The following is a 14,030-nucleotide window of genomic DNA, read 5'->3' as shown; positions in this document are numbered from 1 at the left end:
CGGCAAGGCCACGGTTTTCCCGGCGGTATCAGTCGTGTTGCGAGAGGGAGCTTATGGGGTGTATCCTAATCCAGTGGTGAATGATCAGCAGTTTCGCCTGAGTCTGGATGAGCCCGAGACGGCCCTGGTGAATTTCTACGGGGTAGATGGTCGTTCGATGCCGGTTCAGAAGTTGGGCGTTGAGTCGGGCAATCTGTTGTTGAAAGTAACGGGTAAACTCTCGAGTGGGGTGTACATTCTGACGGTAGACGAGCGTGGCCAAACCCGCAAGCATCGCTTGGTAGTCGAATAGGCTGCATGGTTTGTAAAAGGCTCAACTCTCGTAGTTGAGTGGTGACCGACTGGTGACCGAATCCACCCCTAATTTCACAATAGTTAAATTCCTTGACAGATGAACACAAAGTCTAACTATATATTGCCAAGTTCGCCTAAAAAGGCGTACCAAAGCCCCCGCGTGAAGTCGCTGGGTAATGTACAGAAACTGACGCTCAAGACAGGATCGAACGTCGATAGCTTTGGCGGTACCTTCCAGGTTCCATCTTAATTTCTCTCGAAGGTGCTATCTCTTTTGCTTGATAGGTCTGTTGGCAGACCTATCAAGCTTTTTTTTTGCTTATCAAACTTATTTTCCCTCCCGATAGAAAAAAGCTACCTTAGTAGTATAGTAAGCCTATTAGTACCTATTAACCTATTATTTCGCCCTGATGGCTATTACATCTGATACCAAAATCCAATTAGTACCGAACCAATCTTCATCTGTTCTCGGCAAAGAAACTGTATTGTTAAATTATGAATTGGGTAATTATTACGAATTGAACGAAGTTGGCGGCTTTATCTGGTCACTTCTACAGAGTCAACCGGTAATGTCTGTTGGCGAGATTCAGACAAGAATACTTGATGAGTTTGATGTAGAACCCACTGTGTGCCACGACGAACTGATGCTGTTTTTAGATAATCTTTTGCGCGAAAAACTTATTGAAACAATAGCATAGCACAATTCTATAGTCTCCTCTGAGAGTGAGAATTACTCATACAATAGGTTCTTATAGTCTTTATTAGTTATCCTTGGTGAGCAGACTACTTCGTTAGTTGAGCCGATTTTAGAATGGAATTGACCACATATTATTACACCGCATATGGGCTAACCCTTGGTTCAGAGATTTCTCTCCCCCCTCTAAAAGAAATAGGGCCCGGCCCGGTCGATGTATTTATTAGGCGAGGGAAATTAGCCTTGAGTCCGCCATTGCAGCCAACAAAAATCTATCGCGCTGGATTGCAGGCCCAATTTGCTCAAAATGGTACTGAGGAACTATGGCTAAGCTGGGCCCCTTTGCTATCATTTAAGATCGTAAAAGGGCAAGAAATAATTATCGATACGGTTCAAACCGATGAAGATATACTCTCCTTATTTACACTAAGTGAAGCTATTGGGCTAATTCTGTTTCAGCGTGGCTATTTTTTGCTGCATGGAAGTGCTATTCAATTGCAGGACAAAGGCGTTGTATTTCTGGGTGAACCAGGAGCTGGTAAGTCAACGACTGTAGCCGCATTTGCGCAAAAAGGCGTTGGTGTGCTGAGCGATGATATGGTTTGTATACGAGTCAGTAAAACAGAACCACCCGTGGTTTTGCCCGCTTTCCCGCAAATCAAAATCTGGGAGAACAGTGTTCATGGCTTACAACTGGAGAAAAGCGAAATGTCGTTAGTACGTGAAGGAGTCAATAAATTCTCCTGGCACGAATCAATCTCCTTTTCTGAAAAACCAGTGCCGTTAAAGCAAATTTTTGTGCTGACGGCACCCAATGAATTAGCAGGAACAATTGTTCAGGTGCCCCAACACCAGATACCAATCGAATTGCTTAGCTATTTTCCACTAGCCGACTCACTCCTTCAAGGTAAACCGTTGAAAGATTATTTTGAAAAAAGTATTACTCTTGCTCAGACCATTCCACTGGTTAAAATGAGTCGGCCAGCCAACTTTGCGAAGCTGCATGAGTTTGTCGATCATCTCAAAATGAGTTTGTAGATGAATACGAACCACTCTCCCGAAATTTCGGTGTTGTTAATGGCCTGTGCGGTGGAATTATCACCGGAAAAAAAGATACAACTTGTTCAGTTTTTAGAGCAGCATCAGCTAAACTGGTCGCGATTTTATACTCTGGCAGTACGGCATCGAGTAACGCCATTTTTGTATCGAACGCTCCAGGATATTCCAACGATACCCGAAGCTTTTCTGACGACTCTCCAAAACGATTGTCGTACTATCGCAACAGACAATTTGGTGAAACTGCATCAGTACAAACTGTTAGCTAAACGATTAACAGATAATGCAATTGACCATATTCCGCTCAAGGGGATTTATCTGGCAACCAATTGCTATCCTGACAGTAGCCTTCGGAGCATTGGTGACCTGGATGTGCTGGTTGCGAAAGAAGATGTTTTTAGAAGTGTACACCTTCTAGAAGCCGATGGCTATCACCCAGATAAAAAGTCCACGCTCTATACGAAGTATAATGAGCAGATTATGTTATCCGATTTGTATGAAATTAGCCTGATCAAGCCCTTTTTTAATAATAGCTATTTTGACCTTGATCTGCATTGGGAATTCATGTGTTTTAACAAACACTACAAGATGTATGATTTACATGAAGTTCTGTCCAGACCAGAATTAGCTATCGAATTTCAGATTATTTTATTAGTGACCCATCATGGCGTAACGGGCGTATGGCAAACGATTAATTACATTAACGACCTCTATTTTTTAGTCCATAATCAAGCAATAGACTGGCCCTGGTTATTACAGGAACTGCACCGTAACGGTCTTGAGAGAGTTTTTCTAGTGGGTTTATTCTGGTGTCAGCAGATTTGGGAATTATCAGTACCATCCTCCGTTCAGGAAATGCTGGCCAATAAGGAAATTTCTTTGTTGGCCAATGCTTATGAAAAAAACTGGGAAAATAGCGAGCCAATAGCCTCTAGTACGCTCATTTTAGCCCAACTAACGTTTTTCTTAAGAGCACAAACTCAATTTAGTAAGCAGTTAAAAGTTGTAGCTACTTTTTGCACCAGCCGAATAATTCAGTATAGCACATTTAGAGTGGGTAAACGTGTCCTGTATATTCCGAAGCAGCTAGGTATAATCAGTGTATTTATTCGCGCTATTCGTTCATTATTGCGGTTTATTCCAGTGCTTCGGGAGCCGTTACGTTAGTTTTGTTGTTTGATCGAACTGAGCCAGAGAGCCAGGTAAATAATTCGACTCATCAGCCAATTATAGCGAGTTTTTTTCTTGGCCGGGAAGCGCGGATTGAAAACGATAGCGACAATTTTAGAAAAGATTTGTCGATCAATTACTCCCCAGATTGGATGGGCAGGCTGATTAAACTGCTCGTGCGTTGCCGTGTAAAGAGCTTGCGCCGATAATGTACCATATTCGACAAAGTTGGCTTTGGTCAACCGCGATGTAATGGCCGATGGCAATACGTCACGCAGCCCGTTGCGAATTAAGCTGCGCCCACGTCCTTTATCAAAATGAACTTCCAAAGGCGTAGCCAGCCCTAATTCAATGATGTTTTTATCGAAAAATGGGAATGAATACTGATGGCCATAATAAGCGCCGATATGATTCATCTGCTCATTGCAGATGACATTCGTAGTATGAAGTATTTGGTTGATCGGAACCTTATGCTCTGTCGATATTGACCTAACCAACTCGTTTGTTGACTGTTGTGATCGTAGCGGTGTTTGAGCCTTAAAGTCAGCACTAAATGCATTATTAATCAGGGATCGCTGGTTTAATTTATCCTGAACCCGTTTAGCCATATAGGCAATGATGGCCTTTGTGGAAAAACCGAAAATCTGTTTCTGATCGCGCAGCATGGCGAAGAACGAAGCAGCCGATTGGCTATTGAAACGCTTTTTTAATTCGCTTCCAATAGTGTATAGAGCATACTTTTCGTACTTATCCTGATCGCTTAACTGGTCCCAATTGGCACTCAAAAAGCCCATATTACGCTCCCGAAACGAAACCATTTGCTGGCAGGCTACTTGTAACCGCTCCCAATCATTAGCATCGAGAAGCTCATCCAAAAAATCAAAACCCGTGGGCGCAGTACTATCACCATCATGCCCCGTTAAGAGAATATCGCAGCCAAGTTGCCGGGCTTCCAGCGAAACACTCAGGTGAAAACTGGAAGGGATAATAAAATGCTCTGGTCGGTCGAAGAGCCGGTTTATCGTCATTACCGAATCCAGTACATTGGCTACTGGATGGACCCGGTGGTGTTGCGAATGCCACTGGTCGACCATAGCCTGCACATATTCCTGTTCATCGGCAGAGGGCTGTTCCGTATCAATATTAAACGTATGGAGCGAAGGCCGATGCTGCTTGATCAATAACGATTGCGCCATGCCACTTACTGATGACGAATCTAACCCACCACTTAAATGGGCTCCAATGAGATTTTTTCCTTTTATCCGATGCTCAATGGCTTCTGTAAAATAGTCATGAAATAAGCTGGCATACGCTTCGGGACGGTTTAATCCACTAAACCGTTTCAGGTCTAATTGCCAATACGCCTGTAGCTTCACATCCTGCGAGGACACCTGAAGATAATGACCCGGCAAAGCACTATAGATGGTTTCGTAGAAGGTTTCTGCACTGTAGGGTACATAGGTAGTGGCCCAGGTCAGGTATTCTCTGAACTTGTACTGATTTGGTTTTACCGTCACTTCCTGAAGTGCTAGTAATGCCTTGATTTCGGTTGCGAAGGCAAAAAAACGACCGGGTTTGTGCACATAATAAAATGGCTTTACACCTAAGGGATCTCTGGCACAAAAAAGCACCTGCTGATTAGTATCCCAAATGGCCGTTGCAAAATCGGCGTTCAGGTTATTGAAGTAAGCAGAACCCTTACGCGCAAAGTTTGTAACAAAAGGTTGTTCCAGAATCTCGCTGGTGAATATGTCTGCATCAACGGCAGCATAGAGATGTGCTGATTTATCTACCTCTATAGTACCACCAAAGGCCATTAACACTCCCTGACTAATCTCTTGAGTTATAACTTTGCCCCGATGTTTTAATCGTTCTATAACATTCGCAAGATCGGTTGGAGAAACGTTCTGACCGTCAAATCGAATCATACCAGCTAGTCCACTCATAATTGGTCTTCTCTTGAAAATCTAAACAAACTGGTCTATTTTGTATCTTCGCCTTAACTACTACTCAACACTTTCTGCGAACGCCTTCCAATGATCAAAAAAAGTAGCTTTCATTTCATTATTCTACTGGTTTTAATCGGTATAGGAGTTGGTTGCCAAAAAGATACCGCTGACCCTTCTCCTGATGATTCGGCCTATTTCCCGCTACAAACCGGCGATTATTGGATTTATCAGGTTACGCAGGAAAATTACTCCTTAACCGATGCCGCTACGAAACGCACGTATCAGCTACAGGAAAAAGTTGGCAACTCATACAGTCAGAATGGCCAGGTATTTTTTCTTGTCGAAGAATCTATAAAGCTATCTGCGCAATCCGACTGGCAAATCAACGCCATTCACACCGTATATAAAAACATATCGGAAGTAGTTAGCCAGGAAAGTAACGTACCTACGGTGAGGCTGGTTTTCCCAATTTCAGCGGGCACTTCCTGGAATGTCAATACTTATAACGCTAACCCCGATACACTACTGCGGTATCAGAATAGCGGAAGCCCATTTACCGTCGGCAATCAGGCATTTACTCACACGGTTTCTGTTGTTGGTGACAATGATTCAACGCTGGTAAATCAGCAGAAATACCAGCGAGTATATGCCCAGAATATAGGCCTGATTTATCGGGAAAATGCATCTTTATTGTATTGTCAATCGTCGCCAGACTGTATTGGCAAAGGCATAGTTTCATCAGGAACCAGACAAAAATGGGAGTTAGTGGCTAGCAACCGTCTAAAATAAAGCGTGTTAGGGCAACCAGCTAATTTTACCAGTATGGACTTCCGTTCGACCATCTTGCCAGGTTAGTCGTAACAAATAAGGATAAAGACCCGGATTTGTACCCTGCCAGAGCAGCGAATTTTTTCCGGTTGATACCGAAAAATTAGTCTCGTAAATTCGAATACCCGATTGATTATAAATAATCAGTTTGGACTCAACGGGCATCTCCAGCACATTCAGGCTTACTTCGAACTTTACATACGTTGTGGCAGGGTTAGGGTAAGTCCGAACCGTAATTGCCTCATCGTTGGCCAGCGTGAGAATGTCAAGTGTATAAGGAGGTTGCGTTCGATTGCCAGCCGCGTCTTTCCCAAACACTATGAGCTGGTAAGTTCCTCCTGCCTGTAGGGATAGATTTGTTGTTATCCGAAGTTGATTGGCCGAAACAGCCGAAACCAGAAATGACTGAGCCGACAGTTTTTGTGGATTGCAGGTTGGGCAACTCTTCAGATACACATCAACAGCAGAGGTGTCTTTTGGAGAAAGTGGATTTTCATCCTGAATAAAAATCTCAACCTGTGGGTTTAAGCGAACGACCGCCTTATTTTCTTTAATAGCCCCATCGATAAATACGTTGATTTCGGGGCTAATACGGTCGGGGAGGGCTTGCAAAGGATAGCTACTGCTGCTTTGTGCCTGTGCCCAGTCAATCGTTAATGTGGCTGTATTATTCGTTTTACTGAGTTCAGTAATCTGGTTGGAAGGGTCGATCGTTAGCTCAATCTTTTGTAGCGTTTCGTCCTTGGCCATTCTATATACCAGCGTGTCGCGGTAGCGAAAGGCATTGAATTGTAAGGGCGTAGTTGCTGCGGTAGCGCTGGTCGTTTTCTTGAGTGAGACCGAAACTGTTTGGCCAGCTACAAATTTTCCTAAGTTCGCCAGGGGAATTACGACCTTTATTGAATCGCTGTTTTTGAGCGAACTACCCACCACTGACGATTGAATATACATCCCTTTGGGATCGACTGAAAAGTCGGGATTGGGTAATGGATAGAGGCTCACCGCCGGATCGCCCTGTAAAATCATTTCTAACGCTACCGACACATTAAACGGGTCATTTCCCTCCTTGTCAAGCGCTAAATTCACTTGTTGCTGTACTTTGCCAAACGGCATTCCCAGCGAAGTGGCATCTGTATAGAGGGTCGAATAGAGTTTCGTTAAATAAAGTGTCGTGGGTGGCTCATAACTCCAGTAGGAGTGTGCCAGCACAACGGCGGCTCCTTTGTTGGGAGCCAGCAGCCAATCGGTGGATAGGGTATTAAAGTTGGAAAAGATCTCACCAACCCCACAACCGTTAAACACCATAAATGGATAAAATGACTTATTGGCAAATCCGTTTTCTGGGGGCGAGGCAAACCCAAAATTCATGTCGGTAACTGCAGGGCCGGCATGACCAAAAAATGTAATCAGACTAACGCCGTTATTGACTAGTGGACTGATGTTAATAGGCTCCACTTCGTTCGTCGTACTTTTGCTAAACACATTGATTGCACCCCCTAAAAGACCATTGGTGTATATGTTGCCTATGCCAGTCAGGGCAGTACGCAGACTTTGCGCTTCATCTTTTGTTTTTCCGCCACTAATATGGATAATGTTTTTTCGCCATAGACCATTAGGAGTCGATCCTTCTAACTGCTTTATTTTTTCCAGATAGGTAAGTACCTGATCATTCGTCGTCACATTCAGGCGCCCCGTCGGGATTGCCTGAGTGTTGGTAGGATACCCATTCAGGCCAGCAGTCAGCAGAATATCCGATCCAGGATAACCAATCGTTGGTACCAGATCGTTGGCCGTTGTTTTAACGAAATAGGGGTAACTACAGGCACGCCCAATCAACAGCAGGTTTTTTACTGCCGTATTTGCCAACATAAAATCGGCGAAACGCCGGAGTGCCAGTGGGCTTCGTTCGCCATAATTGAATTGATCGTATAGAGAGTCCGCTTCAACAACAAACGGCTTGTGACTACCTCCTGCCTCCGATGCACGGTAAGCTGCATAAGTCCCGGCCGATTGTTTGAGTGATGAATGGGTAATGATTAAGTAGGTAGTGGAAGCCGGAAACGTACCGGAAAAACGAACAGCCTGAATCGCTACCGGTTTGAGCGGCTTACTGGTTAATAAGACATCGCGTTTTCGGGATGTTTCGCTCACAACAACCATAGCCTGATTGCCAGTAGTCTGTAGAGTCAAGTATCGGCAATTGGCCTTGTCGGTAATGTCATAAGCACCTGATTCCTGGGGCACATTTTTTACCGACAGCAAGGCTGTCTGGCGTGAATTAGCCGGTATATGGAATACCTTGCCCGATTGACTAGCCATATCCACAGCCTGTGGATAGGAGATCTTTACATAAGTGATTGAAAAATTGTTTGTGGTGTTGACTTTATCGGGTGTAAACTGTAGCGTAAATTGTTCGTTTTGCAGCGTAGCCGGATTAATCGTTGCCTGAAATGGCTGCGACGCGAATCCTGAGAAAGTAAGTGTAGTTATTGGCGTTGTTGGAGAGGCATCTACCTGAATCTTATGAGTCGTATTATCGCGGCCATTGATCATACCGTCCAGCGCGATTGGCCAGGACGACGAGCTTACCCGATTCAGTAGATTCAGGCGAACAACCCCAATTGAATCCTTCGTTAAGAGCGTCCCGGACCATCCTTCGCCTGGTTCGAAATAGCTTTCCTGAATCGCTGGCTCAATACCTTTTAAATTGTTGAACGTGTATTCGCTGGTAAATGCCTGAACTGTCTCTTCAATATGAAAGGCTTCGGGTGTGAGACCTTGCGCAGAGGTCGACAACTCGGCCATTCGTTTGCCTGCCAGTGTTGGACTGCTGGTCAGGAAATAAGCAGCTTTATCTGAAAAGAGTGTTTGATAAGGATGCAATCGTTTCTGTGGGCGGTACAGGAGCGAATCCTGACTTCCATCATTGCCCTCTCCGTAGAATTCGACATAATCCTGGGCATCGAACGAACCATCCTGCTGCCCCACTACCCGAATCGTTATTTCCTGACCTCTAAAGAACAGTTGCCAGTTTACTGGGTTTGTCTGGAGAAAAGAAGGGTCTATGGCTTTAATGTCCTCATAGCCGACTCGATAGATACCTGCCTGAGTAACTGAAAATTTCAGGTATTTCTGGTTTGATTTGATCCATTCATTACCAAATACATGCTGGGCTTGCGAGGCCAGGCAATTAACAATGAATCCTAAGACTAGTAATCCTCTTTTCATCCGGAGAGTTTATTTCCTAACGTTTAGCACAGTAAGGTATGTATAGTGAAGTACCCGTATCTATTCTATTGATGTTACCTTCTTATTCTCTATTGATGTTACCTTCTTATTCTATAGTTTATTTGTAGTGTAGTTTGATCAAAGATAAGTATTCATTCAGTAGCTTGAAACAAGTCAGCCCGAGAGATTTCAGTAGATAGCATTCTATAGCAAAATAGGTTACCTGACTAGCAGATAACCTATTTTGCTATAGAATGCTCCAGAAGGCCAGTTACTTCTTAGCGCTGGCAATCAGGTCTTCCGCCATTTTTACATAATCCCCATTTTTTGCTTCTGTGGCCAGAGTAACCGTTTTCTGAGCACTGGCAATTGCATTTTGCTTGTCTTTCAGTTTTAGCTCAATTCGGGCTTTCAGTAACATAACCCAGAAGGCTTTCGGATTTTGCTCAACAGCTTTAGTTACCCAGCCCAGGGCCTTGGGTAAATCCCGGTTGGCGTCGTAGTAGTAGCTAGCGGCTTCAAAATAGGCTGGTTTATCAGAAGCCATCGAAGCCTCAATGTTCTTGGTAATAGTCTTGTCAATATCAGCCGTGATGGACACAGGAACACGGGTATTATCCCACATAATTTCCAGCGTTGCCGAACTGGGTAGAATATCGGCTATATTGATGGTAAACGTTTCTAGTTTATTGGGTAACGAAGTCGGTTTTACCTGCACCCGTACCACTTCATTCGCCAATTTATAATCAGCGACATTGGCTCCCAAATCCAAATCTTTCGACAGCATCACTTCCCAGCTTGTCTTGCCCGGAATGGTGAATAACCCATATGTACCGGCTTTCACATCTTTTCCACCCAGTTTCACATCGCTTGAAAACGTGATTTTAGAGGTTGCATTGGCACCCGTACGCCATACTTTGCCATAAGGGACCAAATCCCCAAAGATCACTCGATTTTTTGTAGCAGGTCTTGAATATTCAAGCGTAATATCGCCCAGCGCAAAACCTTGTTTGGTCGTTTGGAGCGGGCTGGCAGCCGGTATTTTTAACTGTGCAGTAGCGATGGTAATGGATGATACAGTCAGCAGAAGGGTTGCAGAAATTGATGCTAGTAGATTGCTCTTCATGGAAAAATAAAATACTGGAGATGATTGGTTTTTTCCCGGCGAAGGTACGAATTAATGCTCCAGATGAGGAGAGTAGCGTTACAATACTCTATGTTAATCGTTCCCGAACACCTTGCACGATTTTCAGATAACCTTCGTCCCGATTAGGGAATTCGGAACTGACAATCCATCGGGTTTGGGCAATTTCATAACCAGGCAAACCCTGCTTTTTATAAATAGCAAACTGGGTTTCTTCAAAATCGCAGGGACGGATAAAGAGTGGAATAATTTCGGTATTATGCTTTTGGGCCTCAGGTAGTTCGATATTCCAGATGTAATCGGAGGCCATGAAATCTGGACTGAGCATGAGCAACACAATATCTGATTGTTTAATGGCGTCTTTGATGACTTTATCCCAATCTTCGCCCGCCATAATTTCGCGATCCTGCCAGGTTTCAACAAGCCCGCTTCGCTTTAGGGCCGAAAAATGCGTATCCAGTTCTTTTTTATACTGCTCATCCTTGTGAGCATACGAAAGAAAGATTTTCCTGGGCGTAGTGGCGTTTTCATTGAGCAACTGATGCATCACCGGACTAATCGTCATGTAATTACCCTCCGTACTTTTCACTTTGGTAATTTTGTTCTTAATCGCGTTTTCCAGATCAGCGATAGTCGCAAACTCCCGCCCATCTGATGATAGTTGAATCATTTTTTTGCCATCGCCTGACAGGAAAGCCTGTTTGATTCTCTTTGTCTCCTCCATAGCTACCGAGGAGTTTTGCCGATAGACCTCATCACTAGTTGGAGGCAGCGTGAAAAATTGAAAAAGCTCCTGGAGAATAGTGTATTTCTCTTTGGTTGTCCCTGTCCCATCGTTGATATGAATAGCCACCGTTTGATCTGTAACGTTCATCTGGACAAACAGATGGAAATTACCCCGTTTAAAAAAAGCTCCATACCGCCAGTAATAACTGCCCCGCGTATTGGCATAGGTGACCAGAAACCGGGTGACCAGTGAACGCGGCAGGTAAGCAAGCCGAATGACATAGGCTATTTGAATGAGTTGCTGAAAATGCACGGTATACGGATTCTCGGGCAAATACTGAGGGACAACATAGGTATCATCGGTGTCAATTTTTTTAAATATCAACTTAAATTCCAGCAATATCTTCAGGTACTCCTCAAGGGCTTTTTGGCGGGCAGCCGTTAATTTCGATACGATAAACTGGCCCTGGGATTTTTTAATTTCTTCTGTCAGGAGCGTAAACAATTCGGTAGTGAGTTGATCGACGCTCAGGTAAATCTGGTCTTGTAAAGCCACATTGTCCTGAAACCAGACGATTTCGCCACAGCCACTCAGGTAGGTTAGCAATCCGATGGGCTCAGTATCGAAATCGTTCTGTAAGGCAAACCTACCCACAAAGGCAGCTTTACACTTTTCCCAAAACGACTTTTTGGATAAGAAACGATCCTTCTTCCGCCACTCAATCAAATGGACATCCCGAATTTCTACCCAACTGGATGGCAATTTCTCGGTAGCTAGTTTTCGTAATTCAGTAATCAGATTATCTCGAAAATAGGTAAAACTGCGAACAGCGTCGAGATCGTTTTCAGAGGCTTTTTTTACGGATACGGCAAATTGATTTCGGACGAGCGTTTTTGTCATTTCCGGATTCAGAAAGATGCGCTGGGCTGAGTTTTCTGTAGTGTCGGGCTCATATTTTGAATGTATGAACCAGGCAATACTGCCCCGACCGGCGAGGGATTGGATGTTGGCCAGCCAATAAGCTTCTGATAAGTATTGGTTTTCTTCCTGTGAGTGTTCTGTGTGAGTTTCTTTGTCGGTATGGAGGAATAGAAATAGGGTTTTATCGCTCAGAAACAGGGTATGTGTAGCGTGATAATAATCCTGACCGCCAAAATCCCAGATATTCACAATCAAGTTGTTAGTCGGTTTTTGGGCATCGACAATCCATTTCCAAAGTTGTATGCCATGCGTACTATCCCGGTTGTTGTTGAACGTTCCATCGACCAAATAATTGGCCAGACTACTTTTGCCCGATGTCGTATTCCCCATCAAAATCACTTTTACAAAGTTGTTGTCAACTAATTCATTGGCCTGAAAATAATCGCGCAGCGCTTTTAGGTCAGAGCGTATGGATTCAGGAATAGTATCTTGCTTATTTCCATAAAAAATCAGATTGGTTAGCCGTGGTAATTTTACTAATCCTTCAATTCCTTTTTCTGTCAGGTTATTATTGGAAATAGTTAATGAGGTCAGGTTGCTGAGTTGGGCTAGGTGTTGAGCACCCGTATCCGTTAGGTTATTATTGGAAATAGTTAATGAGGTCAGGTTGCTGAGTTGGGCCAGGCGTTGAGCACCCGTGGCCGTCAGCTTATTATAGGAAATATCTAATGAGGTCAGGTTGCTGAGTTGGGCCAGGTGTTGAGCACCCGTATCCGTCAGGTTATTACTGGAAATGGTTAATAAGGTCAGGTTGCTAAGTTGGGCTAGATGTTGAGCACCCGTATCCGTCAGGTTATTATTGGAAATAGTTAATGAGGTCAGGTTGCTGAGTTGGGCCAGGTGTTGAGCACCCGTAGCCGTCAGGTTATTACTGGAAATAGTTAATGAGGTCAGGTTGCTGAGTTGGGCCAGGTGTTGAGCACCCGTATCCGTCAGCTTATTATAGGAAATAGTTAATGAGGTCAGGTTGCTGAGTTGGGCCAGGTGTTGAGCACCCGTAGCCGTCAGCTTATTATAGGAAATAGTTAATGAGGTCAGGTTGCTGAGTTGGGCTAGGTGTTGGGCACCCGTATCCGTCAGCTTATTATTGGAAATATCTAATGAGGTCAGGTGTTGGAGTTGGGCTAGGTATTGAGCACCCGTATCCGTCAGGTTATTACCCCAAATCTGTAATGAGGTCAGGTTGCTGAGTTGGGCTAGGTGTTGAGCACCCGTATCCGTCAGGTTATTATAGGAAATATCTAATGAGATCAGGTGTTGGAGTTGGGCTAGGTATTGAGCACCCGTATCCGTCAGGTTATTACCCCAAATCTGTAATGAGGTCAGGTTGCTGAGTTGGGCAATATACTTAGCTCCTTTTTCAGTTAATTGATTTCCCCAAATCGCCAACGAAGTCAGTTGAGGGAGGAATTGAGCAATATACTGAGCCTCAATGTCAGTTAATTGATTATCGGATATTTCTAAGGAGGTCAACTTAGACAATTGCTGAATAATGTTTTGACTTTCTACTGCCGTTAATTTATTGGAAGAAATATCTAAAAAGACCAAGCGGGGCTGGTATTGGGTAATCAGTAAGATGTGCTTAGCTGAAAGATAAGTTCGAGAAAGGAAGAGACCTGTTAATTGAAGTTTTTGGAAAGCAGAAACCTTGATGTCATCACGTGAAAAATTGTTTTTTGCTCCTTTATTTTCACTGTCTGTATACTTGTTATCCTTAAAGTAATCATGGCCCAAATTCAGCTCTCTCAGAAACGGAGCCAGCTTTGTGATTTCTTCCGGAATTTCAGTTAGGCCGCAGTTACCTAAATCAAGGAAAGTAGCTTTTTCTTCGTAAGCTTTGTTAATCAGGTCTAAGGCAAGGGATGGTGTCATGGTTGGTGTGTGGTGGAAAGGATTGTACTAAAGTAAAGAGGTTGGATCGGAAAATAAAAGAGTGATTTAGAGGAAGTAAAGGTAATT

Annotated in this window: 10 protein-coding genes; 6 read left to right on the top strand and 4 right to left on the bottom strand. The window is 43.9% G+C overall.

Going from position 1 to position 14,030, the window contains the following annotated elements; genetic code table 11:
• The 5 genes from GO755_RS38380 to GO755_RS38365 all read left to right on the top strand — a co-directional run.
• Positions 1-292, top strand: a 292-nt coding sequence (locus GO755_RS38380; protein WP_157590510.1) for a T9SS type A sorting domain-containing protein, incomplete at its 5' end; no start/stop codon positions are given.
• 99 nt (positions 293-391) lie between these two features.
• Positions 392-544: a hypothetical protein gene (locus tag GO755_RS41115; RefSeq protein WP_198175056.1), complete on the top strand. Its 153-nt coding sequence runs from the start codon at positions 392-394 to the stop codon at positions 542-544.
• Positions 545-704: 160 nt separating this feature from the next.
• Positions 705-992, top strand: a complete 288-nt coding sequence (locus GO755_RS38375) for a PqqD family peptide modification chaperone (RefSeq protein ID WP_157590740.1) — start codon at positions 705-707, stop codon at positions 990-992.
• A 113-nt stretch (positions 993-1,105) separates the two neighbouring features.
• Positions 1,106-2,026 carry a phosphoenolpyruvate carboxykinase (ATP) gene (locus GO755_RS38370; protein ID WP_157590739.1) on the top strand — a complete coding sequence of 307 codons (921 nt, stop codon included), beginning with the start codon at positions 1,106-1,108 and terminating at the stop codon, positions 2,024-2,026.
• Positions 2,027-3,211: a nucleotidyltransferase domain-containing protein gene (locus tag GO755_RS38365; RefSeq protein WP_157590738.1), complete on the top strand. Its 1,185-nt coding sequence runs from the start codon at positions 2,027-2,029 to the stop codon at positions 3,209-3,211.
• Here the strand turns inward: GO755_RS38365 and GO755_RS38360 are convergent.
• On the bottom strand, positions 3,208-5,160 hold the full coding sequence (locus tag GO755_RS38360; RefSeq protein ID WP_198175055.1) for an asparagine synthase-related protein: 1,953 nt from the start codon (positions 5,158-5,160) through the stop codon (positions 3,208-3,210). The genes GO755_RS38365 and GO755_RS38360 overlap by 4 nt on opposite strands.
• A 90-nt stretch (positions 5,161-5,250) precedes the next feature.
• Here GO755_RS38360 and GO755_RS38355 point away from each other — a divergent pair, with 90 nt between their 5' ends.
• Complete coding sequence (locus tag GO755_RS38355; protein ID WP_157590737.1) at positions 5,251-5,952, top strand: hypothetical protein; 702 nt, start codon at positions 5,251-5,253, stop codon at positions 5,950-5,952.
• Between the two features lie 6 nt (positions 5,953-5,958).
• On the opposite strand, the gene porU2 is transcribed toward GO755_RS38355, so the two are convergent.
• From porU2 to GO755_RS38340, 3 genes are all read right to left on the bottom strand, one after another.
• Positions 5,959-9,219, bottom strand: a complete 3,261-nt coding sequence (porU2, locus tag GO755_RS38350; RefSeq protein WP_157590736.1) for a putative type IX secretion system sortase PorU2 — start codon at positions 9,217-9,219, stop codon at positions 5,959-5,961.
• A gap of 271 nt (positions 9,220-9,490) precedes the next feature.
• A complete protein-coding gene (locus GO755_RS38345; protein ID WP_157590735.1) occupies positions 9,491-10,345 on the bottom strand; it encodes a DUF2911 domain-containing protein in 855 nt (284 codons plus the stop codon).
• Between the two features lie 88 nt (positions 10,346-10,433).
• Positions 10,434-13,943 carry a leucine-rich repeat domain-containing protein gene (locus GO755_RS38340; protein WP_157590734.1) on the bottom strand — a complete coding sequence of 1,170 codons (3,510 nt, stop codon included), beginning with the start codon at positions 13,941-13,943 and terminating at the stop codon, positions 10,434-10,436.
• Between the last annotated feature and the right edge of the window lie 87 nt (positions 13,944-14,030).

The organism is Spirosoma arboris, from assembly GCF_009754945.1.
GTDB classification, from domain to species: domain Bacteria; phylum Bacteroidota; class Bacteroidia; order Cytophagales; family Spirosomataceae; genus Spirosoma; species Spirosoma arboris.
Note: the sequence above shows the minus strand (reverse complement) of the source record. Positions and strands in the feature narration are given on the sequence as shown.